Origin of the sequence: Exiguobacterium sp. s142 (assembly GCF_018618455.1) — a bacterium.
GTDB classification, from domain to species: Bacteria; Bacillota; Bacilli; order Exiguobacteriales; family Exiguobacteriaceae; genus Exiguobacterium; species Exiguobacterium aurantiacum_A.
This window is the reverse complement of record NZ_JACSMB010000001.1, coordinates 105,143-129,564: the sequence shown is the minus strand read 5'-3', so window position 1 is coordinate 129,564 and position 24,422 is coordinate 105,143. Positions and strand designations below refer to the sequence as shown.

Here is a 24,422-nt window from a genome sequence, read left to right as displayed (position 1 = left end):
CTCGATTGAAAATTCAAGCTTTTTTAGAATAATAAGACCCCCGTTCTTCTCTTGATGAGAAGGGCGAGGGTCAAACAAATCATGCTTACTTCGTCCGGACCCAAACAGCTCCAGCCGAATTGTCTTTCGCTTCGCCGACGACGTCGACGACGAGTCCGTATTGTGGAAGCTTACGGCCCGCATCCGGGATGAGCGAGTTGATGTACGTATTGGCGTCATTGAACTGTTTCACGCCAGATTGCGCCTTGTAGTCGTAAATTCCGCGGCTCGGAGAATCGAGGTACCAAGCGAGCGTTTTGTCTAAACTGAACGCGGCGTCCGCGATTTGGTAACGCGTGCTGCCTGAAACCGTTTCTTTGCCGTTCAAGTTACCGACAATCGCCTCTGGATGTGAGTCGACGACTCCGAGGAAACCTTCGCCCGGGTGGATACCGACCCAGTTGTCCGAGAACGAGTCGTCGGCATACCAGACAACGAGACCGGTGTTGTACTTGACGCCACGGCCGTTCAAGAGACCCGTGTCAGCGCCTGCGTGGTTACGCCATTCGAGGTAGTAGTAGTGCGGTTTCGTGTCATAACCGTCCGACTTGACGAAGCCGTCGAGCGTGACCGCCTCAGCACCTTCCGCGTCATCTGCGAGAAGCGTCTGTCCGCCTGACGTGATCGCCAAGTTGTCGAGGGCGAATCCTTCAAGGGCGAGACCGCCGTCTGTCACGTATTCGAACACGATCTGGACGTCTTGACCGGCGAACTGTGACAAGTCGTACGATTTGTTCACCCAAGCGCCGTTTGTTGACTCGGCGTCATTTCCGGTGTTGTCGTCACCGTAGACGTCAAGGACGACTTCTTTGCCGCCGCTCAGTGCTTTGACGTACAAGTAGTCGTAATCATATTCGATCTCGAACCGTGTATCGAAGGCGAGTGTGCCGTCAGCACTGAGCTTGACGCTTGGTGTCACGAGTTCAGTGTGCAAGTTATCACCTTTTGTCGAGTAGTAGTAGTACTGTCCGAACTCAGGTTCAATACCTTTCACTTTCTTGTCCGGAAGGTTCACTTTCAACAACCCTGGGTTGTTCGATTTCGTCACCGATTGATCGAGTTTCGAGACGAAACCTTGCTGGGTGATGTCTTCAAGATCGACTTCCGTGATGTTGGCCCAGTTGCCGCCCATCAATTTTTGGAAGTATTCCTTGTTTTGTGGCGAGAAGCTCGTCGGCTCCGTTCCTGCCACTTTACCAGCCCAGCTGCCGCCGCTCATGATCGACCATGATTGGACCGGCTCGCCTTGGCCTGTGTACTGCGTGTCATATTCGTCAGGAAGACCGAGGTCATGACCGAATTCGTGGGCGAATACGCCGACCGCTCCGTCTTCAGGTTGGATCGTGTAATCGTATGCGGCCATTTTACCGCCCCAATATGGGACGTCAGCCGTCGTGTTCTCCACGCCATATACGCCATCTAGTACCCAACGGTGTGACCAGACCGCGTCGTCACCGAGGACACCGCCGCCCGCTTCTTGGCCGGTACCAGCATGAATGATCATCAAGTGATCGACCAAGCCGTCCGGTTCGTTGAAGTCGCCGTCGCCGTCGAGGTCATACAAGTCATACTCATCGTATTCGGCGAGGTCCATTCCTGAAGCGACCGCCGCATTCAACGTGTCTTTGACGAGTTGACGGGGACCTGGACCAATGTTGTCATTCCCGCCGGCCGGATTGTCACCGCCGTAGTCTTTCGCCGTACCTGGTACGGTCAACCATTCAGAGACGGTACCGTCGACCGTGTAGCTGCCGCCAGACTGTTCTTCATAATACTGTTTGAACGTCTGAACTTTCTCACCGTTGAACAGTTCGAACGACTTATCACCGAACATATACTGCTCGTAGTGTTCTTTGCTGAAATTGTCGCTATACATATAACCGGGATCTTGGACAATGTTGTTATGTTTGAAGTCGCTGTACTCGACGAGGAGGACGAGCACTTTGTCTTCACGAACCGCACCGTTATAGCCCGTTGCTTTGGCCGGATCAACTTTGATTTGGCCATTCGGTTTGCCTTTTCGATAATTGCCTTGACCTTTTTTCGCTTTGTCGAGGAGACGTTTCGATTCTTTTTCGAATTGGTTATGTATCTTCTCTTTCGCTTTCGCCGCTTTGTCATTCAATTTGTCATCATGTTTGTGATCGTGGGCATCTTGCGCTGTACCTTGCTTCTTTTTAATATACGCGTCGACGGCTTTCTGTCGCTCTTTCGTTGAAAGCCCTTTTTTGATGACGCCACGCTTTTCGAGCGCTTTGGCGAGTCGATCCTCATCGATGATGTTGTGATCGAATGGGGCAGTATTTGTTGCGGTTGGTAACGGTGAAGCGGCAAGTGGAGCGGCACCGACGGCCGGGATCGCACTGACGCTCATGACCGATGTCAGCGCGACGGCGAGCGTCGTACGACGGATGGAACGTTTTTTCATTTGGACTGACCTCCTGTAAAAATAATGGGAAATTGTGTGAGCTTGATGTAAACGTTAAACTTGTGTCTGATTAATGTCAATATTCAGAAAATAATAATTATGAAAAATAAGAAAAAAGAGACTTTCGTCCCGATTAAGTCAAAATACCTAATCCGAACGAGTCTCTCAGTCGATATATCCATAATGGAACTTCGAAGTTTTGCGTGAAAGTCGCTTAAATCCATACTTTTCGAATGCCGGGCTCTCAAAATGTGCTTTTAGGACAATTCTGTTTTTCGCAACGCGTTTGGCTTCTGAAATCAGTTCATCTGACAACTGCGCTTCGTTTGCCAACGCTCGTAACGGGTTCAGATGAACTGATTCTGAAATCGTTTTTTCGAACATCGGATCGAAATAGACGACCTCAAATTCGTCATCCGCACAATTTTTCAAATAAGTGAGGGCGTCGGTCCAAACGACCTCGATGCGTCGCATCGCTTCATTCAAAGCGTTCTCTTTCTCTTCCCAGACCGACATGCCTTCTTTGACGAGTGTCGCTGTGATGAATTCGCTCTCGAGGCCGACGACGCGACCGCTCGGGCCGACGGCGTGGCTCATGACGATACTGTCGGAACCGAGTCCGAGTGTACAATCGAGCACGCGGTCTCCGAGTTGAAGGTCGGCCGCATCGATCAGTGGGTCGTTGCCATCACGAAGCAGTTGCTTGACACGGAAGACCGAGCTTGATGGATGGAAGAAGAACGGCTCTTTGGCGCCGAGCGGCGTATACTCAACGCGGCGCTTATCGAAAACGAGGACGGCGGCACCGTGCCGGCTCATCAACGTCTCGATTGAATGCTTTCGCCGCGAGACGAACGGCACATCGTGTAGCAATGAGTGCTCGTTTGCTTTATGAATGATTGCTTCAGTCGGCCGTAGACAAGTTGTAACGATATACATCATTTAATCTCCTTACTTAAAAAATGAGACGCGGTGGCGTCTCATTTTTTCTTACTGAGTAGATCTGACAACTCGTCGATGAGCGCCTTGTTCGAGGCGAGTTCTTTCTTTTTCTCATCGTTCGGGTTGATCGGGCGTTTCGAGCGGGTTTGGAGCGCTTCGAGCGTCTCATCGATCGACGTTTTGAGCGTATCACGATCTTCTGGCTTAAGTGACGCTTCTTGTGGGCTCTCACCACTCGCATCAAGTTCGCGTAAGCGTACCATCAATTGTTTCGCTTCACGATTCAAATCGGATAACAATCTGTCAATTTGTTCCAAACGAAGTTTAATACCATCACGTTCTGTGAACATATCTTTCACCTCTTTTACGGTTTAACCACAAGGGTCTCTTCTTGTTTACTTTACCATAATTTTCGGAAGACGAAACTACCGGGAATATATTCCATTTATTTTGACTTCGGGAAACACTGTTTCTCTATGCCCACACGAAGAACAACTGGTATACTAACTTAGCTAAAAAGGAGGTGGGCGGATGCATTCGACAAATCATCCACCAAAAGCGCTCAAAGGAGCCATTTTATCAATCACGACTTATTTGATTTTATCTGTTCTCAAAGTCGTCTTCGGCTATATTTACAATTCGGAAGCCGTGCTCGCCGACGGTTTCAACAATACGACCGACGTCATCGCATCAATTGCCGTCTATATCGGGATTCGTGTGGCGGCAACGCCGCGGGATGCTGAACATAAGTATGGCCATGCGAAGATGGAGACGATTGCCGCGCTCGTCGCTTCGCTCATCATGGTCGCGGTCGGGGTGTTCGTGTTATTGAACAGCATCGCCAATCTGCTCGCCGGTGTCTACGTCGAGCCGAACCCGCTCGCCGCCGTCGTCGCATTCTTTAGTGCGATCGTCATGTACGGCGTCCATCGCTACAATTTGAACTTGGCGAAACAGACCAAATCACTCGCGCTGAAAGCGGCCGCGAAAGACAATTTGGCCGACGCCTTGATCTCGATCGGTGCGACGCTCGGCGTCTTGTTCGCTTACTTTAAGCTGCCGTGGATGGATACAGTGCTCGCGGTCGTCATCGCGGGGCTCATCATCCGGACGGCCATCCAAATCTTTCTCGATGCGACGCATCAACTGTCTGACGGGTTCCCGCCTGATCTCGTCGAGTCTTATGAAGAGACGATTCAACATTTTAATACCGTCAAAGAAGTTCGGGAGATCAAAGGCCGGCATCTCGGTAACCACGTCATGCTCGACGTGACGATCGCCGTTGACGGTGCCTTGACCGTCGACGAGGCCCACACGCTTTGTGACGATATCGAACGGGAACTCGATAAACACCACGCCGTCGATTCGGTCCACATTCATATCGAACCGGTCTGATTTAGGTTATCTTTTGCGCTTCGTGACGCGCTTCGTATATAATGAGTTTGGAAAGACGTTGGAATAACTGTTAAGGAGGGCACGGGATGAAAATCGTGCGTCAACCTATTCGCCAGATCGATGAGATCGAATATGAACATTTTCAGAAATATGGTCAAAGCTCTTACGGCATCTCAGCCGAAGAATTAAAAGGTATTTTCGTCGAGATGGGGGCCGAGCATGTATACACGGCCGACGAACATAGTTATGGGGAGGACTTTTACTTCGACCTCGTTCAAGACGGACAAATCGTCGGTAAAGTACTGCTTCTCAAGCTTGCTCGCGTCTATCAGCTCGATTTGATGGTGTTTGACCCGTATAAAGATAAAGGTTATGCGACAGAAGGATTGCGCCTCGCGCTTGAGCAATCCGATTTAAAAGACGGTCATACCGTCCGCGCCGGCATTCCGCCGACGAGTCCACATAAAGATGCGATGCGTCGCGTCCTTGAAAAGAACGGCTTCGAGAAACGCAACGGACTTTATTATTTAAACTTTAAAAAACGATACGTGATGAACCACTGAACTGACGGCGTCTAGCGCGTCAGTTTTTTCGTATGGAGGTTTTGAGATGAAACAAGTGACGATCAACGATATTGCCAAACTCGCCGGGGTCGCCAAAAGTACCGTTTCCCGCTATTTGAACGGTGGATCGGTCGGGAAGGCTACACGCGAAAAAATCGAGCGGGTCATCCGTGAGACGAAATATGAACCGAACCAGTTCGCCCAAAGTTTGAAGTCGAAGCAGACGAAAATGATCGGCGTCATCGTCCCACGGCTCGATTCGTACGCGGCTTCAAGGACGATGATGGGGATTGACGAACGCTTGACCGAGTACGGCTATCAGATGCTCGTCGTCAACACGGCCCAACAGACCGAGCGTGAGATCGAGCAACTGTATAACTTGGCCAAACAAAAAGTGGCCGGCATCATCTGGCTCGGGACGACCGTGACGCCAGCGCATCTACAGGCGATCGAAGCGATTCAAATCCCGGTCCTGTTGATCGGTCAGCAGCACGATAGCGTGCATAGCCTCGTCTACCCGGACAATGAGTCGGCTTATGCGCTCGGGCAACAGTTCATGGAGTGGGGGCACCGGGACATCATCTATGTCGGAGTGGCAGAGGATGATATCGCCGTCGGACAAGCCCGTCGTGACGGATTTTTGAGAGCGTTCAATGAAGCTGGCGCCATCGTCCGTTCGATGACGACGACGTTCAGAATCGACGACGCCATTCCGATCGGTGAGCAGCTCGCGACCGACGTGACGGACGCGACGCTCGTCGTTTGTGCGACCGACAACATCGCGCTCGGTGTCTTGAAAGGGTTAGCGAACGGCGGCAAACGAGTGCCGGACGATATCTCGGTCAGCGGTTTCGGTGGGTATGATTTCACGGAAGTATTGCATCCATCGCTGACGACGGTTCACCTTCCATATCGACGGACCGGGTCTCGTGCGGCTGACATGATCCTCCAGTTGCTGACAGGTGAAGCCACCCCGATGAAAACGTTCACAACTTTTGAATTAAAATTGCGAGGAAGCGTTGACATGTTGAATTAAATCGTTTACATTTGTGTTGCGGAACCGGTTCCGCAACATTTTTTATTTGTTTATGGAACCGGTTCGATAAATGATACGAAGCAATACATTCAAACATGGAGGTGGACGGATGAACACCGTACATTGCATTGGTGAACTATTGATTGATTGGGTTTGTGAAGACGCGTCGAGCGATCTCGTCAATGGGACGACGTTCGTGAAGAAAGCAGGTGGCGCACCGGCGAACGTGGCCGCCGTCGTCAGTAAACATGGGGGACGCTCAAGTTTTCTCGGACAGGTCGGAGCCGACCCGTTCGGACAATTTTTAAAACAGACGCTCGTCGACAACGGCGTCGGCGTCGAGAATCTAGTCGAACAGGGTGACACGACGTTCGCTTTCGTCTCGATCCAAGCGGACGGGGAGCGCGACTTCACGTTCCGTCGTGGGAGTGACGGCGACTATGCGTTCGAAGCGATCGACTTGACCGCTTTCAAGCCAGGCGACATCGTTCATTTCGGTTCAGCGACGGCACTGCTAGACGGTGAGTTGAAGAATGCTTACTTCAAACTGTTACAGTTCGCCAAGCGTGACAACTTATTCGTCTCGTTCGACCCGAACTACCGGGACGCGCTCGTCACAGATATCGACGCGTTTAAACAAGACTCGCTCCACTTTATCGCAGAAGCCGATTTTGTGAAGTTGAGCGAAGAGGAAGCGCAACTTTTGACCGGGCATGACGATTTAGATCAAGCGGTCGCGTCACTTCTCGAAACGGGTGCGACACGGATTGCCATCACGCTCGGCTCGCGCGGGACATTGATCGCCACGAAGGACGGCAACAACGTGATTTCGTCGGTGAAGATTGACAGCGTCGATTCGACGGGAGCAGGTGACGCCTTCGTAGGTGCCTACTTGTATCGCTTAGCGACACTCGGGGTCGATGACGCTCGTTTAGTAAAGGATATCGAATATGCGAACGTGACCGGCGCGCTTACGTGCACCGCTTACGGCGCGATTCCAGCCATACCATCACAACAACGTGTGCTTGAAGCGCTAGGAGGGAAATCAGAATGAACTACAGACAAGAAGCAGAAGCGATTTTAGAAGCGGTCGGTGGAAAAGATAACGTCGCCGCCGCGGCCCACTGTGCGACCCGGCTCCGCCTCGTCCTAAACGACGAGTCGAAAGTCGATGAGAAAAAACTCGACGCACTTGACGTCGTCAAAGGAACGTTCTCAACAGGCGGCCAGTATCAGGTCATCATCGGCCAAGGTACGGTCAACAAAGTGTACGCCGAATTCGCCGAATTGACAGGTCTCGGTGACATGTCAACGACCGATGTCAAGTCGGCCGGGGCGAAGAAGATGAACCCGCTCCAACAGTTCGTCAAGATGCTATCTGATATTTTCGTACCGATCATCCCGGCCATCGTCGCCGGTGGTCTCTTGATGGGGATCAACAACTTGCTCACAGCACCTGATTTGTTCTTCGACGGCAGCTCGCTGATCGATCAGTACCCTGGTATCGCCGACCTCGCTGCGATGATCAATACGTTTGCGAACGCCGCCTTCGTCTTCTTACCCGTCCTGATCGGGTTCTCCGCCGCCAAGCGGTTTGGGGGTAATCCATACCTCGGCGCCGCGCTCGGGATGATCATGGTCCACCCGGATCTCGTCAACGCCTACGCACAAGCGACGGTCGGTGACATCCCGGTTTGGAACATTCTCGGCTTTGAGATTGAGAAGCTTGGTTACCAAGGACAAGTGTTACCGGTCCTCGTATCGGCTTATATCTTATCGAAACTTGAGATCAACATCCGCAAGTTCATGCCGGTGTCACTCGACATCTTGCTCACACCGCTGCTTACACTCCTCATCACGGCGTTCGTCACGTTCGCATTCGTCGGACCTATCACGCGTGAAGCAGGTAACTTGATCATCGATTCGCTCGTTTGGACGTATGACTCACTCGGCTTCTTCGGTGGTCTCGTCATGGGTCTCTTGTACGCCCCGATCGTCATCACAGGGATGCACCACAGTTTCATCGCCATCGAGACGCAACTTCTCGCCGATATCGCGCGCACAGGTGGTTCGTTCATCTTCCCGATCGCGGCCATGTCAAACGTCGCCCAAGGCGCGGCTACGCTTGCCGTCTTCTTCTTGACACGCGATAAGAAGATGAAAGGTGTCGCTTCGGCATCAGGCATCTCGGCACTGTTAGGAATCACTGAGCCGGCCATGTTCGGGGTCAACTTGAAACTACGCTATCCGTTCATCGCCGCCATCATCGGTTCTGGGATCGCCTCGGCGTTCATCGTCGGTCGTGAAGTCCTCGCCGTCGCCCTCGGCGCAGCAGGTCTTCCAGGGATCATCTCGATCGCACCGGCATCGATCGTGTCGTATATTATCGGCATGGCAATTTCGTTCGCGGTCGCATTCGGATTGACGTTCGTCCTTGCGAAACGCCAAGCGAAAAAAGAAGCAGTCAAACAAGCAGCTTAAGAAAAAGGAAGTGATTGTATGAGTTGGACGAAGGCAGAGCGTTACCGCTCGTTACGTGACGTGAGTGCCCTCGAGATGGAGACGCTCCGCACGAAGACGGCCGCTTCCCCGTGGCGGTTCGGATACCATATCCAACCGCCGACAGGACTCCTGAACGATCCGAACGGATTCACGTATTACAACGGGGAGTATCACATGTTTTATCAGTGGTTCCCGCTCGGACCGGTACACGGTCTGAAGCATTGGTATCATGTCACATCACCCGATCTCGTCACGTGGACGGACCGCGGGGTGGCGTTAGTCCCGGAGACGACCGAAGACTCACACGGTGCCTATTCGGGCAGCGGCTTCGTGAAGGACGGTGAACTCCACGTCATGTACACCGGCAACCACCGGACGGACGACTGGACGCGTCACGCCTCGCAAATCATCGGCGTGCTACGAGACGGAAAAATCGAACGCCGGAACGTCGCCATCCCGGACGTACCGGCGGGGTACACGGAACATTTCCGTGACCCGAAAGTGTGGCTCGAGAACGATGTCTATTACGCCATCGTCGGAGCGCAGCGTGATAATGAGACGGGCTGTGTCGTCTTGTATCGGTCGACTGATTTGAACGACTGGACGTTTATCGGTGAAGTCAAAACGGGTCTCGACCCGTTCGGCTACATGTGGGAATGCCCAGACGTGTTCGAACTGAACGGTCAACACGTCCTCGTCTTCTCGCCACAAGGCATCGAGCCGGAAGGCCACCGTTATCACAACATCTATCAGTCTGGATTCTTGATCGGCAAACTCGACGTCGAAACGTTGACGTTCACACATGGCGCGTTCGAAGAACTCGATTTCGGCTTCGACTTCTACGCACCGCAGACGACCGAACATGAGGGACGTCGCGTGCTCGTCGGTTGGATGGGTTTGCCGGAGATTGACTACCCGACAGACCGCTACGGTTGGGCCCACGCCTTGACGTTGCCGCGTGAACTCTCGCTCGAGGACGGATTGCTTAAACAGCGTCCGGTGCAAGCGATGACGAAGCTACGCCAAGACGAATTCGTCAACACATCCGGTACGGTGATTGAAACTTCGACACCGGACCGTTACGAGCTCGAGCTGAAAACGGACGGATCTGACTTCACGCTCGACCTGCTTCAAGTCGGGAATGAGTCACTCGTCATTCGTTATGATGCAGCGACGCATGAACTGGCGATTGACCGGACGAACGCCGGTGAGCCGTTCGCGACCGAGTTCGGAACGACCCGGACGAAAACGATCGCCGTCGAATCACTTCACGTGTTCGTCGACTCGTCGAGTGTCGAATGTTTCGTCAATGACGGCGAGGCCGTCGCCACGCTCCGCGTGTTCCCGAGCGAGCTTGAAAAACAGTTGCGTTATGAAGGAGCGACTGCGAGCCTGACCGGTTGGACGTATCAATAAGGAAGAGCTGGGCTTCGGCCCGGCTTTTTTGTTGTCCTAAAAATCCGACTGCTTCATTCCTTGCGTGTGTTATTCTGGGAATAGGAAATAACTTACATATCAAACAACAGGAGACGATAGGACAATGTGGATGATTTTTGGATTATTGGCGATTGGGGCGACGCTGTTCAACTTGTATACGTTCAGTGTCGGGAGAGACTACAAGCTGCCGATGGCAATTGCTTTATCGCTGACCGCATTGACGCTGTGCGCGGATTATAGCTATTTATCTGTCTGGGTCGAAGCGGAGGATTGGAGTGCGTTGGCGGATGTCGTACCGGGCATGGGGCGAGCGTGGTGGGTGCTGACGAGCATTTCGATTCTGCTGAACATGTTGCCAATCTTTTTAGAAAGAAGCATGAAGAAACGAAGATTATAATTCCGAAATGCAAGTGAAACCAAGCGCTCACTTTTTGCGTATGAAAGGATAATCATAAACTTGGGAGTGATGTAATTGTGGACCGACTGTTTGATTTTATGAAAGAAGTAAGGCGGATCACGTTGCCATATGGATATGGCAGAGAAGGACTCAAGGCGATTGACGCTGAAGAGATGGATCAGGTGAAAATCGCTGAGTCCTCAGGGCGGACGCGATTCAGTGAACAATTTTTAGTCGAGTTGAATCGATTAAATGACATTAAAGTATTCGCGGACATGCTTCGAAATGCTGATGAGTTTACGGGCGAAACGATTCACAATGAACCGGATTTTGATCTCGAAATCCGTTACAAGGGCGATGACGTGGAACGCTATCATCTTTGGCTCGGTCGAGTCGGGTCACCGAGTGTACTGATGAACGTCTCGCAAACGCATCTCGTATACAAAGTGCCGGCTGACGTCACAGACCGTTTGATTCGTACGCTCGGGATTGACGACTAAAGAAGTTAATTGTGTTCATCCTTGAAACCAATCACAAGCGTCTCTCGTATAGATACAAGACAACATGTGGAGGTGGGACTAGATGAAACGTCGGGATAAATGGATGACAGGTATAGCTGCACTGACCGTAGGGTTAATGGGAGGATGCGAGACGAGCGAGCTCGTCGCGGAAGACATCGTGCAAGTCCGTATCGCTGAATCGGTCGACTTTGGTCGGTTCCAGGAGCGAGAAGTCGTCACATACGACAGACTCGAAGACGTCAAAGTATTTGCGGACATGATTCGAAATGCTGACGAACAACCAGGAATCGTGAATATGGCGACACCTGAATACGATGTGGAAGTTCGATTTAAGAGTGACGAGACAGACCGCTATTACGTCTGGATTGGGGAATCCGGTAAACCGACTAGCCTGATGAACGTGAATGATACGAACACGGTGTACCTCGTCCCGGCTGACGTGACGGACGAGTTGATTGAACTGCTTGAGACGGATTGAAAAAAGACACCTGACTAAAGGTGTCTCACGAGTTGAAGCGGATGAAGCGTTCGATCTGTTGTTCGCTCTTCCGGGCGTGGCGACCGATCCAAATCAAGTGGCCGGGGCTGTTCAAGATGATAAGTTGAGCGTGCGAGATGAGCCGCTTCGCATAATAGGCGTGACGGATCGGGACGGCCTTGTCGTTTTTAGAGTGTACGATGTACGTCGGACAAGTCACCCCGAGCAACGCCTCGGCGGCGACACGTTGCCTAAGATCGAACTGGGCGCCAAGCCCGAACGTCATCTGACTCGCGACCCGCTTCAATAAGAAGATATCGTACGGCGTCACTTCGTCGCGAACGGCGTCTAGTGCGAGCAGACTCGTCGATTCGATCATCCGTGCCGTCGCCTCGAACGGTTGTTTTTGAATCGCTTTAAAGACGAAGTACTTCATCGCATATTGTGCCAGGATGAACGCGGGCTGAGCGACGTTTCGGCTGACGTAGTCTCGGTACGGGAAGTCGACCGCGCTCGTCACGGCGGCGGCGAGCGTCAAACTCGACGCCCGCTCATTGTCAGAAGCGAGCTCGATCGCCGTCGGTCCACCTGCCGAGATGCCGTAGATGTGATAGCGATCGATGGCCATGACTTCCATCAAGCGCTGTAAGTGTCCTGCGAACTGTTGGGGCGTGGCCGAAAATGAGTACGGAGTCTCACCGTATCCAGGTCGCGATGGGACAATGACCCGGAATCCGGACAAGACGAGACGGTCCACATGGTACGGTTCTAGACTCGACGATTGGGTCCCATGAATCAAGATGACGACCGGACCATGACCGCGGTCCATATATTCGATTTTCGTGCCGTTGACATGGGCATAGTGTTTCACAGCGGCGTGCGCCTCCTTAAATGAATTGTAATGGAAAATAACTTTATTTCATGGAAATTACATGATAATGTCTGTTTATACATCATACATATAGAGAACTGAAAGGGGATTAAACCGTGAACAACCGAGAACGGTTACTCGAGGTGAGACGGTTTTTCGAACGCCACACAGATGACAATCATCCAAAGACGTTAGAAGACTTGCTCGAATATTTATCGACAATTGGAGATACTTCTAAGTTAGCAAAAAAATCGGTGAAAGACGACATTCAAGCATTGACCGATTCGGGGTTCGAGGTGCAGGATGAGCTTGAAAAGAACGGTCTCGCCAAAAAATACTGGCATTCGGCCCGTCTATTTGAAATTCACGAGCTTCGCATGATGGTCGATGCGATCGTCGCGGCCAAGTTCATCTCGGAAGATGTGACGGAAAGTATCGTCGAGAAGCTTCAGAAACTGACGAGCATCCCGGAAGCAGAGACGCTCCAATCGATCATCAAGACACCGAAGAAAAAGCATGGACAGATCCCGTACCATATCGACCGCATCCAACGGGCGATCCAAGAACAGAAGGCGATCTCGTTCCAATACACGGACGTCGTCGGCTTTGACGTCACGAAACGCACGTTCCCGCTCCGCCGTGACGGCGAGCGCTACGTCGTCAATCCGATCGACCTACACTGGAACCATGAGCAGTACTATTTGATCGGCATCGATGAATCGATCGGGGAGATTCGCAACTATCGTGTCGATCGCATCGTCAATTCGGAAATCGTCGAGGACGACACGCCGCGCCTGAAGCATCATCTGGCGGACGATTACTTCCAAAAATCGTTTAACATGTATAACGGGCTCGATGAGGAGATCATTCTTGCCGTCGATGAGCGGGTGCTCCCGGTCATCTTCGACAAGCTCGGGGAAGACGTGTCGATCACACGTGAAGAGGAACGCTTCCTCATCCGCTTCGATGCGGCCGTATCTGACGGTTTCGTCTTCTGGCTCCTGTCGCTCGGCACGCAAGTCGAGGTGCTCGAACCGGTCACGCTGCGCGACCATATGCGTGAAACGATTGAGTCGATGGCAGGCCGTTACGCCAAGGCGAGCATCCACTAAAACGATTGATTTGAAACTGTGATATACTGCTTGCGACACTTGTAGAAGGGGGACAGGCGGATGTTGAATTGGATGCCTTTGATCATTCCGATTGTCGCTGTCATTTTTGTCGCCGTCGTCGCAAGACGCGCCATGAAAATGGACCAAGAGAAATAAAGCACGGACGGACATCCGCCTCGCGATGAGGGGGATGTCTTTTCAAAACAGAAAGAAGGTGTTACATGGATACGATCACACATACGTTGTTCGGTTTGACGTTGTACGGGGCGGCCGACAAACGTGAACTACAAAAAAATGAAAAGCGGGCGCTGTTCGTGACGACGCTTGTCGGGAGTCAAATCCCGGACAGTGACGTCATCTCGCGGTTATGGGACACGGAAGGGATGTATCAGATGTGGCATCGCGGCATCACCCACTCGATTTTCCTCGTGCCGCTGTTCGCGTTACTGATTTACATACTCGTCCGCGTGCTGTTCAACGTGACCGATATCCGCTATTTCTGGTGGGCGCTCTTATCTGTGTTCATCCACAATACGGCCGATTTGTTCAACGCCTGGGGGACCGGTTATTTCGAACCGTTGTCCGACGTCCGGGTCACGTTCGGCGTCATCCCGATCGTCGACTTCGTCTATTGGGGGATTTTCCTCGTCGCTTGGCTCGTCGCGCGTCGGGCGGACGTCCGGCACACGGTGTACCGCTACGCTTGGGCCGCCATCGTTGTCCACGTCTTGATTCAAAGTGCGCAGGGTGCGTACTTGTATCAGACGTACGCCGCCGAGCACGATGAAGTGGCACTATCGGCCTCGTTCATCCCGACCCAGTTCACGGTCGTTACGAAAACGGACGAAAGCGTCTCGATCTTCAGTGACTCAATCTATCAGACACCTGAGCTCGAATACGAGCTGACGAGCGCGGACGATGCCGACTTGACGCCGCTGTTTGATGAGAATAAAGAAGCGATCACGCTCAAACAGTGGTCCCCGTTCGTTGTCGTCGTCGAAGAGGATGAACGTCTCGGTCTATACGATCCGCGTTTCTTTGACGGCGAGTCGTCATTCCTCTATGAATACATCGAATTGTAGGTGACATCATGCGACGGCTACGTTATTTGTTCATCTTCGGTTACGAACAGGCGCTCAGTTGCATCTTCCCGGTTGCGATCTTCGGCGCGCTCGCGCTGACGAAATGGCTCGACTTTCCGCTGCCACGCTATGACGTGCTGCTCATTTGGTGCCTGCTCGTCCAAGTTGTGCTCGTCAAGACCGGGCTCGAGACGATGGAAGAACTGAAAGTCATCAGTTGGTTCCACGTCATCGGTCTCGGCCTCGAACTGTTCAAAGTACAGATGGGGTCGTGGAGCTATCCCGACGAGGCGCTGACGAAACTTTTTGGCGTCCCACTTTACGCCGGCTTCATGTATGCGAGCGTCGGCAGTTACGTCGTCCAGTCGTGGCGCCGGCTCGACCTCGAGTTTTTGAAGATGCCCCCACCGCTGATCGCTTTCGGGCTCGGTATTGCCATCTACTTCAACTTCTTTTGGCACCATATTTGGCTCGATTTGCGCTGGCTGTTGATCGGACTCGTCTTTCTCACGTTCGGTCGGGCCATCGTCACGTACCGGCTTGACGACCGCCGTTTCACGATGCCGGTCGTCGTCGCTTTCTTTTTGATCGCCTGCTTCATCTGGTTCGCCGAGAATATCGTCACGTTCTATAACGGTTGGGCGTATCCGAATCAGTTGAGCGGCTGGGCACTCGTCGACCTCGGCAAGTTGTCATCGTGGTTCTTGCTCGTCATCATCAGCATCTTGCTCGTGGCGTGGCAGAAGCGACGCCAGGAACTCTCGTAAAAAACGTGTGCAACCGGAATCTAATCTGTACCCAATGTAAAGGACATATGAAAAAAAACTTATGCGACTTGAAGAAGATGATTCCTGTACTGTACAGGAGTCATCTTTTTCATGTTCCATTGGTAACGATGATGATTGTAGTAGCTAATGGTCCTACGGACCTCATTACGCAAAGAGTCGAACGTAGTGCACTCCTCTAACTCGAGGATATCCTTGAAATGTCCAAAGAATGATTCCTGGACGGCGTTATCCCAACAGTTGCCCCGTCGGGACATAGATTGGACTAACCTCATACGCTTCACTTGTTTCTGGTAGGTAGGACTCGTATAGTGCCCACCCTGGTCTGAATGGATGAATGCATCCTTCGCCAAACGAACCCTCCGGTTCTTACGTAAATGCTTCAACGTGTCCAATACGATGTCGAGATTGATGTTCTCAGAGAGATGGTGTGCCAGTACCTCATTGGTCGATCCGTCCACGATGGTCGAAAGATAGGCGCGCTTACCTTTCCCGTAAAATATGTATGTGATATCGGTGAGGAGGACCTTGTAGGGCGTGCCCTGTTTGAATTCGCGCTTGAGGTGATTCGGCACCACTCGGTGCTCGGCCGTCGCCTTAATGAGCCGTTTGTATGGGGCCGCCTTACGGATTGGGCACACGATGTTATATTTGCGCATGATACGTCGGATGCACTTCAGGTTCATCGACACACCGAAATGACCAGACAGAACCATCTTGATCTGCCTAGCTCCCTTCTTTCGCTTCTTGAAGTGGAACGCCTTCAGAACGAGGTCGCGAAGAACAATGTCTTTCGCTTCGCGCTCCTGTCTGATCTGTATCCTCCGTTCCGAGAAATAGGCGTGGTATCCCTGACGTGACACCCCGACAACGTGACAGAGATGGCTGACCATACCTTTCATTCCGTGCTTGATGATGACACTTTGAATCAACTCGTATTTTTGTGATGCGCTTAATCCAGCTTTCCTCTCCCTTCCGCCAGGCGGATCTCCTTTAATAGTTCGACCTCGGCTTTTAACAGTTTGTTTTCGGCCTCGAGCTTCGCGTACCGTTCTTCCGTAGACAGTTCTTTATCTTTGCTGCGTCCTGAATTACCTGCTCGTGTATCGCGCAGACCCATTACCCCGTCTCTTTTATAAGACGCTAACCAGCGTCTCTTACAAGAGTTTATGCGCGAAGCACCCACAGCCTCGATATCAAATCCGCAGTCACGGAAGATTTCTACCGGAAACTGTCCATCAAGTGTCTGTGCCATAAAAAGTTCTTTGAACTCATCGGTATACGTGATTCCTTTCGGGCTCACGGACTTGACGTATTTATTTGTGCTCAACTCATTTATCTCTTTCGACGTAAACAGCTTCTTCGACATCTCAAATCCACTCCCGATATGATTTAGTTCAGTGTACACAAAAACCCTGAGCAATAGACTTTTTTTAGTGTCTATTACTCAGGGTACAGTTTAATCGGTCGCGCACGTTTTTTTTAGGTCGTTTGTTGTTTGGAGCGGGCCCACATATGGATGATGAATATATATAGTGGGAACGTGAGCGTGAGGGCGATGATCAATAGCCCGAAGGCGGGACTCGGCCAGGCTGCTTCGTTAGGAGGAGGGATGATACGCGTCCAGCCGTATGTGAACAGCGCCAAATAAGGGAGCCACAGGACATAGAGGAACAGGTTAAATGGTGAAGGTGCAAGGTGCTTTAAGCGTTTGATGATCAGACGTGCGAACAAAATGAGTGAAGCGAGACCAGTAATCGCTATGATAATCAAAGAAGCGTCACCCATAAGTAGGGATACTCGTCCGCTATTGGCGAGCAGTTGGATATTTATAAGTGAGGTGAGTGCCAGTAAGATTGATATTGATTGTAACTTGAGGAAGTGGGTCATAAAATACTCCTTAATCTGATAGGATGATGAAACATTGTTCAGCAGTGCTCGTATAATTATGAAAGAGGTGATCAAATTGGCGCAATTAATTGCGGCTTGGTTTGTCGGGTTTATGTGTGTGCTCTCGACGTTTGTGTATGTATCAAAATGGCGGAGCGAGCGTAAACTAATGAAATTGTTAGGTGCCGTATTCAGTGTTTTTTTAGCCGTCGTTTGTTTTATGATTGCCGTACCAGATACATACGATCGGGCCTTCGACCGTTATGAAACGGCGAGCGGAAATTGCTACGTCGTCGACAATCAGTCAAAACAAGGTGGCGTGACGCTCTGGTTCGAAGAGGAGTCCTACGATTTTCCAGAGATACCGGAAGACGTCGCATATGACCCAGGCACGTTGTTTGCTTGCAACGTCACGTTGACGAAAGTGAACTCGACTGGAGTTGACTATATGTTAAAATCTGAAGATGGCAAAACTCTCTTTTCAACATACTAAAGTATTCTTCTGATGAGAAGGATACTTTTTTTAAACGATTTTCTGCCATTCATCTTACTAAATTCAATTATCATCTGGAATCTATTTTTCCAATAAAGATATAGTGGGAATGGAATGGATGTCGCTGAGTTATAAAGAGCATTTATTTAATGCGAAAACTGTCGAATCAAATGACTAGTTAAATTCCTGAAATTTTCCGAATATTGTTTTTATTCATAAATAATTATGATAAAATCATAACAGTGTAAATGGAGAATTTTTACTTTAAGGTGAGTGATATGCTCTATTTTGGAATTGGTTCTTAAATCTATATGTAAAATCGAAACGGTTATGAGATTGTACTTTTTTTGAAAGGAGAGAATCGGATGAATTTGCTTGCTCGAAAATCGGCTCAGTTTTTCATCACACTGTTTGTGTTGATTGCGATCAGTGCTTTGCCGTCACTCGTCGTGCAGCTCGAGTTCGTGCCATCGAATTACTGGAACGGGCTGCAACAACAATTTAGTCAGTTGGCGAAACTTGATGAGATTACATACTTCAACGTAACCGCGCAACGAGAATTACCGTTATTGCCTGCACTCGGTCCGCTCATGAAAGAGACGGTCATCATCTTTATGACGTCGCTTGTCGTTTCGGTCGGGTTCGCTCTTCTGTACGCTTATTTCTTTTATCGAAGCGGGAAGCGCGTGCGCACGGTGCTCCAACAATCGAGCCAGACGCTCGAGATGATCCCGGATTTATTTTGGCTCATCTTCTCGCAATACCTCGCCATCACGATTTACAAGAAGACGGGGTTTGATCGGATTGAAGTCGCAGGCGGGTTTGCCGAATACATACGCTTTTTGCCGATTGTGACGTTGACGCTCACCATCCTGTTCTTCTTTCTCAAATGGTTGACGAAACACATCCTTGAGGAGGAAGCGACGCTGTTTCTCGAGCTAGCGCGGGCCAAAGGCGTCCGACCGGCCGCCCTGTTCTGGAGACACTTGCTCCCGAATTTGGTGTATCGCTTCTATCTCTTTTTCCGCTCGAACCTAATTACGGTATTATCAAGTCTTTTAATCATCGAATATTTATTTAACGTTCAAGGGATTTTCCGTTTCGTCGTCTATAATCCTGTCATGCCGATCCTACTTGTCATTTTGTTGGTCGTCTATATCCCGATCTTTATATTGGATTTACTGGCGGAATGGCTCATCCCGAACGCCTGGAAAGGAGGTATTTGATGCGTCGTACGCTACTGCGTGACCCGATTTTCATCATAGGGTTCGTGATTTTTGCCAGCTTGCTGTTACTCAGTATCGGCAATACCGTATTCCGCGATGGCCAAGTCGATCAATTCCTGAACCGTTACTCCGACGAAGGTCGATTGATTGGCATCCCGCCACTCGAACCGTCGAAAGATCAATGGCTCGGAACCGACCGGGCCGGGAACGACTTGTTCCAGATGATGATTGAAGGCTTTAAATGGACGGTCGGCATTTGTGCGACCGTCGCACTCGTACGGATGGCGCTCGGCCTATTGGTCGGGATCCCACTCGCATTTCGCGGGGCACGCTTGAACCGAATCTTCAAAATGGTGTTAGATGGATTCTTGATTCTGCCTATCTCGTTGTTGGCCATGATGATGTTATTCCCGTCCTTTTTCTTCGCGGACTCGACGATGGTGCCGCCGTTATTAGACCGCGTAACCCTACAGTTGACGGTGTTCGTGTTGCTCGGTTTGCCTGCCGTCACGCTTTATCTGATAACAGAAGTCCGGCAGTTGCTCAAACAAGAGTTTATGATCGTCGCTGAGACGTTAGGAGGCAGCGTCTGGCATCGGACGAGGCGGCACCTGTGGCCGCACCTCGTCCCGACGTTGGTCATTGTCTTCATGCAGCAATTCGTGCAAACACTGATGTTGCTCATTCATCTATCCTTATTCGGTGTCTTTTTCGGGGGAACCGTCTTCCTGTTTGAAGGGGTCAGACCGACACTGTTTGAATGGTCGTCGATGTTCGGTTTCTATTTCACGCAGTTCACGGCAATGACTTGGATGACGAACCATATGTTCCTCGTTCCAGCCCTCGGGCTGTCCATGCTCGTCTTTCTCAGTAACTTGTTGACGAGTCGACTCGAGCGGGCATTCCGATTACGACGTCAAAAATCAGTCGTCACCGATGACACGACGTCTCAAGCCGAGGCGGCAGCAGCAACGCTTGCGGATCCGTTCACGCTCGTTCATGCGAATGCCTCGTTTCAACAGATGAATCAAAAGAAAGCGGATGACATCAAGTACTGATGCCATCCGCTTTCTTAATTAATGTCTGATTATCGTAAGAAAACATAGGGAGGTTGAAGATGATGAGCACGAAATCGCTTACGCTCATTTTTATCTCAGTGTACATACTAATGAGCCTTCCTGCCATGTTAGGGATTGGCTATGTGATTGATTGGATTCCAGAAACAACGCTATTAGAAAAAATAAAGGGACACGTGATTTAAGGTCTTGTGAATAACTATCTTTTCAAAATGGTTGTTTCAGGAGTTGTCAGTGTATACAGCCACTCCCACTTCTATATAGGTTGTGAACGGTGAGGATATACGATTCACAATGAAGTATTGTATTTGATTAAAGAGTAGAAACGATCGAATTCAAAAACGGTCTTCCGCTAGAAAAGATTTATCTTTCGGGACCACCAACAGATTTTGTTTTGCCATCCCAAAAATCATTTAAATGATTCCACCATTTGAGTGATTCTCGGTGCAAATAGGGATGAAAAACACTCGTATCTCTTCCACTGTATAATAATTTATTTTGTAAATCTTCTAATAACCCAATTGTCACAGCTTCCTTAACGTAAGCATCGCCAGTTGTATGCAGCAATTCAATTACATCAAACACAGCTGATAACTCATTCAACTCATTTCGTTTGTACAAGTCAACGACGTGCGTAGCGAAATCAGCAAAATCGATATATAGTAATTGTTCATCTCCAGTCTCGTAATTGTCCTGAATATACGAATCCCATCGTTTTTTATAAGAAGGACATGCTTGGAGAAACAGTTCCATGACTTCGCCTTTAGACACTTCTTCTTTCATTTTCACACCCTCCTTTTTAAGACACAATTAAAACAGACATTGTCGATGCGTCATCACCCTCACAGGTGATTGTCACAATGATTGTTTACTCATCATAATGCGTTTTAAATTGTGCCATCCATTTATCGAGTGTGTCATAGTCTATGTTTCCTGACTTTGCCGTGTGAAAGAAACCGTGGTACCTGAGCGTCGTCTCGCTATTGATGATGAATTCATCGAGCTCGTCCCCGTCCTCATCGTATAATGTGACACGGTACGAGTACCCCATATAGCCGAAGCTAGGTTTTCCTTTTTGAAACGTGATGTCATTCAGATTACGCATGATGGAGTCGATGTCACGCCGCTCGCTTAGTGAGACCTCATAGCCGCTCTGACCGTCAAACACATGGATACGGGACACATCCGACGGGGACGTCGTGATGACCCGCTGCGGGATATACGTCGTCGCGTACAGCAGCTCGAGTACGAGACAAGCGATTGCAAGGCGTTGGCGTTTCGTGTGTGGTTTCTTTAAAGGATTTTCCCACATGTTCAATCGTCAATCACATCTTCTCCAGCTTGCCGCAGTTTCTCAAGCGAGACGAGCATGTGCGCAATCACTTCGTCAGGATGACGTTCCCAAGCACTGAGTTCGGCGACGACTTTGAGCGGGGCGCTCGAGCGGTACGACCGTGTCGGGTTTCCTGAAAAGCGCTTGTCGGTCAGGTTCGGGTCGTTCTCGAAGTCACCGGTCGGTTCGATGAGATAAATGCGCTCACGGGCATCTCCGCTCGCCAGCTCGGCTCCCCATTTGGCGGCGTCGAGCGTCGCCGTGAAGTAGATATAGTTCGACTGTTTGTCTTGGTAGTTCGAATCGCGTCGCGGCTCAAGGAGTTCCCCAAGCTTCAGTTCGGCTTTCGTCCCGTGAAAGAACGGGCCCAGGTCGAGCGGTTTTGATTCATTCGTCATGAGGCATCTCTCCTTTTGTCATGTATCCAAAGTATAGTGGTTGAAATTAGGAGAAGGTAGTCTGTTTTTGGTTACGGAATCACGATACAATGAGGCTAGGAAGAGCGGATCGCTCTTCCCTTTTCCATATCTACAATTGTTTCCGGAACGAATAGCTGGTGATGGCGTAGCCCATCTTGTCCGTATAAAAGCGGTGCGCATCGGTCCGGGCGAGCCCAGACTCGAGCGCGACACATGTCGCGCCACAATCATGAGCGTACTCGTGAACGAAATGAAGCAACATCTCGCCGTATCCGTTTGAACGATGCGCGGCACTCGTGACGAGGTCATATATGTAGACGTGCTTCCCGAGATACAGGTTGACGCGTACCTCGATGCCGGCTAATGACACGATGTCGTCGTCAGCATATAATGCATGCAACTCATACCCTTGTGGCCGCATTTTGGCGACGAGGTCTCGATACGACGCGAGGGTCAGGTCGGGCCGGAGCTGGTTCATGACAGCGAACGATTGGTCGAGTGCGAACGGCGTCTCGATCGGTTTGATCGAATAGATGGTAGATTGAATTGGAATCAGTCCTCCTTGACTTGAGGTGAGTGCTATCGTTCAGTTCGCTTTTATAATCCACTATTCCTGTTCGAACGTGGAAAACGAAATGAATCGAGAGGAAGGGAAACAATGAAGCATGCGTTGGTTATTGGCGGCAGTGGGATGCTAAGAGAGACGGTCCTTTGGTTAGCTGACGTTGGGTACCACGTGTCGGTGATCGGCAGGGATGAGGCGAAGATGGGGCAATTGATTCCTCGCCGCCCTGACCGCTTGTCGGCCATATATGTGGATTACCATGACAGCGTCCAAATGGCAGATTCGGTGCGACAAGCGATTGCCGAACGAGGGGCGATCGACCTCGTCGTCGCCTGGATTCATTCGGACGCGCCTGACGCCTTGCCATGTGTCTTGAGAGAAGTTAGACATGATGCACAGCTGTTCCACGTCCTCGGAAGTCGAGCCCATCTTGAGGACGTGAAGAGCCGTTTGGTGCTACCGGACAAACTCCGCTACCACCAAGTGCAGCTCGGTCACATTACCGAGCATGGCGCAAGACGTTGGTTGACGCACGAGGAGATTGCCGGTGGCGTGATCATGGCGATTCAGGAGAACAAGTTGTGTCACATTGTAGGAGTTGTAGACTAACAAAACGAGTTATTCGTCATTTGATACAGCTAGGGATGTGGCAATATGGAAATTCTTATTGGTCAACCGAAGCTTGAACAACATCTACAGCAATTCATTCACCTCAAATGAATAGAACGTGCGATTACATATAAAAAACCTTGAATGACCACTTGTACCCAGTGATGATCATTCAAGGTCTTATAGTCTTATACGTCTAGGCTAGTTGCTGATGCTTTAGAGAGGATTTGCTCAACGACCGCATTGCAATTCTCTCGGCTCACTTCATAAAATGTATCCTCATACGTCAATCCAACGTGTTCGCCGCTCTGCAGTTCATATTGTTCAAGCAGCGGACGGATACGGTCATGGACGACTTGTGCCGCCGCAGGTGACGTATACGGGAAAATGATGGCGAACGTATCGTGTGCGACCCGGTATTTTTGATCGGTTCGTCTTGTCGCCATGTGGAGCTCATCACTGAAGTAATTCATGAACCATTCATATTCGGTCCGTCCATAACGTTCCTCGAAATGCGTGAACTCGTGCAGCTGGATAAACGAGACCGCGAAAGATCCACCGTGGCGGATGAGACGGTCTCGTTCTGAGTTGACGTCCATCCGAAACCGTTCGGCGTTGTCGAGCCACGTCTCGGGATCGACGGCGATCAGTTGCCGGGCCCGTTCTTCTAGCTCATGTCGTGACAACTGGACCTTCTTCACGAGTTGATGAATGAGGCCGGACAAGATAGACATGGTGAGGAGGAGAGCTGTATAGCTAAGCCCTTTCCAGTTGAAAAACTGAACTTCTCCTTCTTGATAGATAGGAGCGAACCACAAGAAGTAGACAAACAAGAATGCCAGCAAGGCGACAGAAAACGTCAATCCTGCCCGCATCCCAAAGGCGAGAGAGGCAATGACGATGATTGGTAAGATGACTAATCCGATGACTCCGACGTCACTCATCAAGAGTAGAGACACGTATAGGATGGTGCCGATGATGAGGCAAGAGATGAGCCCGAATAGTTTAATTGATTCTTGAGTCCATTGATTCATGATCATTCCTCTTTCTGTGTTCGTGTTGTCCCCAATTTTACATGAAGTATCAAGTATAGACTATACAGTTCGTTTTTGAGTGAACAACAGAAGCAGACAGACGATATTTCGAAATGGAGCGAGTGTGTTATTCGGCAGTTTTTAGACTTGATTGAGACGTTTAGGGCAAACCTGCTTAAACACCCGGTG

27 protein-coding genes are annotated in these 24,422 nt (G+C 50.4%); 16 read left to right on the top strand and 11 right to left on the bottom strand.

Going from position 1 to position 24,422, the window contains the following annotated elements; all coding sequences use genetic code 11:
- Nucleotides 1-85: 85 nt before the first annotated feature.
- From KNP77_RS00675 to KNP77_RS00665, 3 genes are all read right to left on the bottom strand, one after another.
- Entirely contained in the window at nt 86-2,467 is a 2,382-nt protein-coding gene (locus KNP77_RS00675) for an immune inhibitor A domain-containing protein (RefSeq protein ID WP_131505015.1), read from the bottom strand.
- Between the two features lie 165 nt (nt 2,468-2,632).
- Nucleotides 2,633-3,406 (bottom strand): class I SAM-dependent methyltransferase, encoded by a 774-nt coding sequence (locus KNP77_RS00670; RefSeq protein ID WP_236633497.1) that lies wholly within the window; start codon nt 3,404-3,406, stop codon nt 2,633-2,635.
- A gap of 41 nt (nt 3,407-3,447) precedes the next feature.
- Nucleotides 3,448-3,759, bottom strand: coding sequence for a hypothetical protein (locus KNP77_RS00665; RefSeq protein ID WP_070327307.1), 312 nt, complete (start codon nt 3,757-3,759; stop codon nt 3,448-3,450).
- Nucleotides 3,760-3,940: 181 nt separating this feature from the next.
- On the opposite strand from KNP77_RS00665, the gene KNP77_RS00660 reads away from it, so the two are divergent.
- The 9 genes from KNP77_RS00660 (at nt 3,941) to KNP77_RS00620 (ending at nt 11,738) form a co-directional block, all read left to right on the top strand.
- Nucleotides 3,941-4,804, top strand: a complete 864-nt coding sequence (locus tag KNP77_RS00660) for a cation diffusion facilitator family transporter (protein WP_214887785.1) — start codon at nt 3,941-3,943, stop codon at nt 4,802-4,804.
- An 86-nt stretch (nt 4,805-4,890) separates the two neighbouring features.
- A complete protein-coding gene (locus KNP77_RS00655) occupies nt 4,891-5,367 on the top strand; it encodes a GNAT family N-acetyltransferase (protein ID WP_070327305.1) in 477 nt (158 codons plus the stop codon).
- A gap of 46 nt (nt 5,368-5,413) precedes the next feature.
- The gene (locus tag KNP77_RS00650; protein ID WP_214887783.1) at nt 5,414-6,403 is read left to right on the top strand and encodes a LacI family DNA-binding transcriptional regulator; all 990 of its coding nucleotides are present in this window, start codon (nt 5,414-5,416) and stop codon (nt 6,401-6,403) included.
- 109 nt (nt 6,404-6,512) lie between these two features.
- Entirely contained in the window at nt 6,513-7,457 is a 945-nt protein-coding gene (locus tag KNP77_RS00645) for a carbohydrate kinase family protein (RefSeq protein WP_070327303.1), read from the top strand.
- Complete coding sequence (locus KNP77_RS00640; RefSeq protein ID WP_070327302.1) at nt 7,454-8,884, top strand: sucrose-specific PTS transporter subunit IIBC; 1,431 nt, start codon at nt 7,454-7,456, stop codon at nt 8,882-8,884. The genes KNP77_RS00645 and KNP77_RS00640 overlap by 4 nt, the downstream gene beginning before the upstream one ends.
- Nucleotides 8,885-8,902: 18 nt before the next feature.
- The gene (locus tag KNP77_RS00635; RefSeq protein ID WP_214887780.1) at nt 8,903-10,321 is read left to right on the top strand and encodes a glycoside hydrolase family 32 protein; all 1,419 of its coding nucleotides are present in this window, start codon (nt 8,903-8,905) and stop codon (nt 10,319-10,321) included.
- Nucleotides 10,322-10,445: 124 nt separating this feature from the next.
- Nucleotides 10,446-10,739 (top strand): hypothetical protein, encoded by a 294-nt coding sequence (locus KNP77_RS00630; protein WP_214887777.1) that lies wholly within the window; start codon nt 10,446-10,448, stop codon nt 10,737-10,739.
- Between the two features lie 77 nt (nt 10,740-10,816).
- Nucleotides 10,817-11,239, top strand: a complete 423-nt coding sequence (locus tag KNP77_RS00625; protein ID WP_131489784.1) for a YhfM domain-containing protein — start codon at nt 10,817-10,819, stop codon at nt 11,237-11,239.
- An 82-nt stretch (nt 11,240-11,321) separates the two neighbouring features.
- Nucleotides 11,322-11,738: a YhfM domain-containing protein gene (locus KNP77_RS00620; RefSeq protein ID WP_236633498.1), complete on the top strand. Its 417-nt coding sequence runs from the start codon at nt 11,322-11,324 to the stop codon at nt 11,736-11,738.
- 25 nt (nt 11,739-11,763) lie between these two features.
- Here KNP77_RS00620 and KNP77_RS00615 read toward each other — a convergent pair whose 3' ends face one another.
- Entirely contained in the window at nt 11,764-12,609 is an 846-nt protein-coding gene (locus KNP77_RS00615) for an alpha/beta fold hydrolase (protein WP_131465086.1), read from the bottom strand.
- Between the two features lie 116 nt (nt 12,610-12,725).
- Between KNP77_RS00615 and KNP77_RS00610 the strand changes: the two genes are divergently transcribed.
- The 3 genes from KNP77_RS00610 to KNP77_RS00600 all read left to right on the top strand — a co-directional run bounded on the left by KNP77_RS00610 (nt 12,726) and on the right by KNP77_RS00600 (nt 15,570).
- Nucleotides 12,726-13,721, top strand: coding sequence for a helix-turn-helix transcriptional regulator (locus tag KNP77_RS00610; RefSeq protein ID WP_071397464.1), 996 nt, complete (start codon nt 12,726-12,728; stop codon nt 13,719-13,721).
- 221 nt (nt 13,722-13,942) lie between these two features.
- Nucleotides 13,943-14,803, top strand: a complete 861-nt coding sequence (locus KNP77_RS00605; protein ID WP_131489783.1) for a metal-dependent hydrolase — start codon at nt 13,943-13,945, stop codon at nt 14,801-14,803.
- Nucleotides 14,804-14,811: 8 nt separating this feature from the next.
- Nucleotides 14,812-15,570, top strand: a complete 759-nt coding sequence (locus KNP77_RS00600; RefSeq protein ID WP_131457662.1) for a DUF817 domain-containing protein — start codon at nt 14,812-14,814, stop codon at nt 15,568-15,570.
- Nucleotides 15,571-15,629: 59 nt separating this feature from the next.
- Here KNP77_RS00600 and KNP77_RS00595 read toward each other — a convergent pair.
- A protein-coding gene (locus tag KNP77_RS00595) for an IS3 family transposase (protein ID WP_214887773.1) occupies nt 15,630-16,957 on the bottom strand; the annotation gives its coding sequence in 2 pieces (ribosomal slippage) (nt 15,630-16,558 and nt 16,558-16,957; 1,329 coding nt in all).
- Nucleotides 16,958-17,070: 113 nt separating this feature from the next.
- Nucleotides 17,071-17,376 carry a hypothetical protein gene (locus KNP77_RS00590; protein WP_214887771.1) on the bottom strand — a complete coding sequence of 102 codons (306 nt, stop codon included), beginning with the start codon at nt 17,374-17,376 and terminating at the stop codon, nt 17,071-17,073.
- Between the two features lie 178 nt (nt 17,377-17,554).
- Here KNP77_RS00590 and KNP77_RS00585 point away from each other — a divergent pair, with 178 nt between their 5' ends.
- The 3 genes from KNP77_RS00585 to KNP77_RS00575 all read left to right on the top strand — a co-directional run bounded on the left by KNP77_RS00585 (nt 17,555) and on the right by KNP77_RS00575 (nt 20,255).
- Nucleotides 17,555-17,971 (top strand): hypothetical protein, encoded by a 417-nt coding sequence (locus tag KNP77_RS00585; protein WP_214887768.1) that lies wholly within the window; start codon nt 17,555-17,557, stop codon nt 17,969-17,971.
- 365 nt (nt 17,972-18,336) lie between these two features.
- Entirely contained in the window at nt 18,337-19,197 is an 861-nt protein-coding gene (locus KNP77_RS00580; RefSeq protein WP_201739238.1) for an ABC transporter permease subunit, read from the top strand.
- Nucleotides 19,197-20,255, top strand: a complete 1,059-nt coding sequence (locus tag KNP77_RS00575; RefSeq protein WP_131465076.1) for an ABC transporter permease — start codon at nt 19,197-19,199, stop codon at nt 20,253-20,255. The genes KNP77_RS00580 and KNP77_RS00575 overlap by 1 nt, the downstream gene beginning before the upstream one ends.
- Before the next feature lie 381 nt (nt 20,256-20,636).
- On the opposite strand, the gene KNP77_RS00570 is transcribed toward KNP77_RS00575, so the two are convergent.
- From KNP77_RS00570 to KNP77_RS00555, 4 genes are all read right to left on the bottom strand, one after another.
- Nucleotides 20,637-21,056 (bottom strand): DUF7674 family protein, encoded by a 420-nt coding sequence (locus tag KNP77_RS00570; protein ID WP_131489779.1) that lies wholly within the window; start codon nt 21,054-21,056, stop codon nt 20,637-20,639.
- Between the two features lie 85 nt (nt 21,057-21,141).
- The gene (locus KNP77_RS00565; RefSeq protein ID WP_214887765.1) at nt 21,142-21,585 is read right to left on the bottom strand and encodes a DUF5395 domain-containing protein; all 444 of its coding nucleotides are present in this window, start codon (nt 21,583-21,585) and stop codon (nt 21,142-21,144) included.
- A 2-nt stretch (nt 21,586-21,587) separates the two neighbouring features.
- Nucleotides 21,588-22,004, bottom strand: coding sequence for an NAD(+)--rifampin ADP-ribosyltransferase (gene arr, locus KNP77_RS00560; protein WP_214887762.1), 417 nt, complete (start codon nt 22,002-22,004; stop codon nt 21,588-21,590).
- Between the two features lie 130 nt (nt 22,005-22,134).
- A complete protein-coding gene (locus KNP77_RS00555) occupies nt 22,135-22,503 on the bottom strand; it encodes a GNAT family N-acetyltransferase (RefSeq protein WP_131489776.1) in 369 nt (122 codons plus the stop codon).
- A gap of 180 nt (nt 22,504-22,683) precedes the next feature.
- On the opposite strand from KNP77_RS00555, the gene KNP77_RS00550 reads away from it, so the two are divergent.
- Nucleotides 22,684-23,199, top strand: coding sequence for a Rossmann-fold NAD(P)-binding domain-containing protein (locus tag KNP77_RS00550; RefSeq protein ID WP_131489775.1), 516 nt, complete (start codon nt 22,684-22,686; stop codon nt 23,197-23,199).
- Between the two features lie 188 nt (nt 23,200-23,387).
- Here the strand turns inward: KNP77_RS00550 and KNP77_RS00545 are convergent, their stop codons facing one another.
- A complete protein-coding gene (locus tag KNP77_RS00545) occupies nt 23,388-24,233 on the bottom strand; it encodes a GGDEF domain-containing protein (protein ID WP_071397477.1) in 846 nt (281 codons plus the stop codon).
- Nucleotides 24,234-24,422: the final 189 nt, after the last annotated feature.

Excerpts from the sequence above, each read along its gene's own strand:
- KNP77_RS00675 (WP_131505015.1), bottom strand. The coding sequence starts at position 2,467 with ATGAAAAAACGTTCCATCCGTCGTACGACGCTCGCCGTCGCGCTGACA.
- KNP77_RS00570 (WP_131489779.1), bottom strand. The coding sequence starts at position 21,056 with ATGAAAGAAGAAGTGTCTAAAGGCGAAGTCATGGAACTGTTTCTCCAA.
- KNP77_RS00545 (WP_071397477.1), bottom strand. The coding sequence starts at position 24,233 with ATGAATCAATGGACTCAAGAATCAATTAAACTATTCGGGCTCATCTCT.
- KNP77_RS00665 (WP_070327307.1), bottom strand. The coding sequence starts at position 3,759 with ATGTTCACAGAACGTGATGGTATTAAACTTCGTTTGGAACAAATTGAC.
- KNP77_RS00645 (WP_070327303.1), top strand. The coding sequence starts at position 6,513 with ATGAACACCGTACATTGCATTGGTGAACTATTGATTGATTGGGTTTGT.
- KNP77_RS00660 (WP_214887785.1), top strand. The coding sequence starts at position 3,941 with ATGCATTCGACAAATCATCCACCAAAAGCGCTCAAAGGAGCCATTTTA.
- KNP77_RS00620 (WP_236633498.1), top strand. The coding sequence starts at position 11,322 with ATGAAACGTCGGGATAAATGGATGACAGGTATAGCTGCACTGACCGTA.
- KNP77_RS00580 (WP_201739238.1), top strand. The coding sequence starts at position 18,337 with ATGAATTTGCTTGCTCGAAAATCGGCTCAGTTTTTCATCACACTGTTT.
- KNP77_RS00670 (WP_236633497.1), bottom strand. The coding sequence starts at position 3,406 with ATGTATATCGTTACAACTTGTCTACGGCCGACTGAAGCAATCATTCAT.
- KNP77_RS00650 (WP_214887783.1), top strand. The coding sequence starts at position 5,414 with ATGAAACAAGTGACGATCAACGATATTGCCAAACTCGCCGGGGTCGCC.
- KNP77_RS00550 (WP_131489775.1), top strand. The coding sequence starts at position 22,684 with ATGAAGCATGCGTTGGTTATTGGCGGCAGTGGGATGCTAAGAGAGACG.
- KNP77_RS00575 (WP_131465076.1), top strand. The coding sequence starts at position 19,197 with ATGCGTCGTACGCTACTGCGTGACCCGATTTTCATCATAGGGTTCGTG.
- KNP77_RS00655 (WP_070327305.1), top strand. The coding sequence starts at position 4,891 with ATGAAAATCGTGCGTCAACCTATTCGCCAGATCGATGAGATCGAATAT.
- KNP77_RS00635 (WP_214887780.1), top strand. The coding sequence starts at position 8,903 with ATGAGTTGGACGAAGGCAGAGCGTTACCGCTCGTTACGTGACGTGAGT.
- KNP77_RS00555 (WP_131489776.1), bottom strand. The coding sequence starts at position 22,503 with ATGAACCAGCTCCGGCCCGACCTGACCCTCGCGTCGTATCGAGACCTC.
- KNP77_RS00630 (WP_214887777.1), top strand. The coding sequence starts at position 10,446 with ATGTGGATGATTTTTGGATTATTGGCGATTGGGGCGACGCTGTTCAAC.
- arr (WP_214887762.1), bottom strand. The coding sequence starts at position 22,004 with ATGACGAATGAATCAAAACCGCTCGACCTGGGCCCGTTCTTTCACGGG.
- KNP77_RS00590 (WP_214887771.1), bottom strand. The coding sequence starts at position 17,376 with ATGGGTGACGCTTCTTTGATTATCATAGCGATTACTGGTCTCGCTTCA.
- KNP77_RS00565 (WP_214887765.1), bottom strand. The coding sequence starts at position 21,585 with ATGTGGGAAAATCCTTTAAAGAAACCACACACGAAACGCCAACGCCTT.
- KNP77_RS00600 (WP_131457662.1), top strand. The coding sequence starts at position 14,812 with ATGCGACGGCTACGTTATTTGTTCATCTTCGGTTACGAACAGGCGCTC.
- KNP77_RS00605 (WP_131489783.1), top strand. The coding sequence starts at position 13,943 with ATGGATACGATCACACATACGTTGTTCGGTTTGACGTTGTACGGGGCG.
- KNP77_RS00640 (WP_070327302.1), top strand. The coding sequence starts at position 7,454 with ATGAACTACAGACAAGAAGCAGAAGCGATTTTAGAAGCGGTCGGTGGA.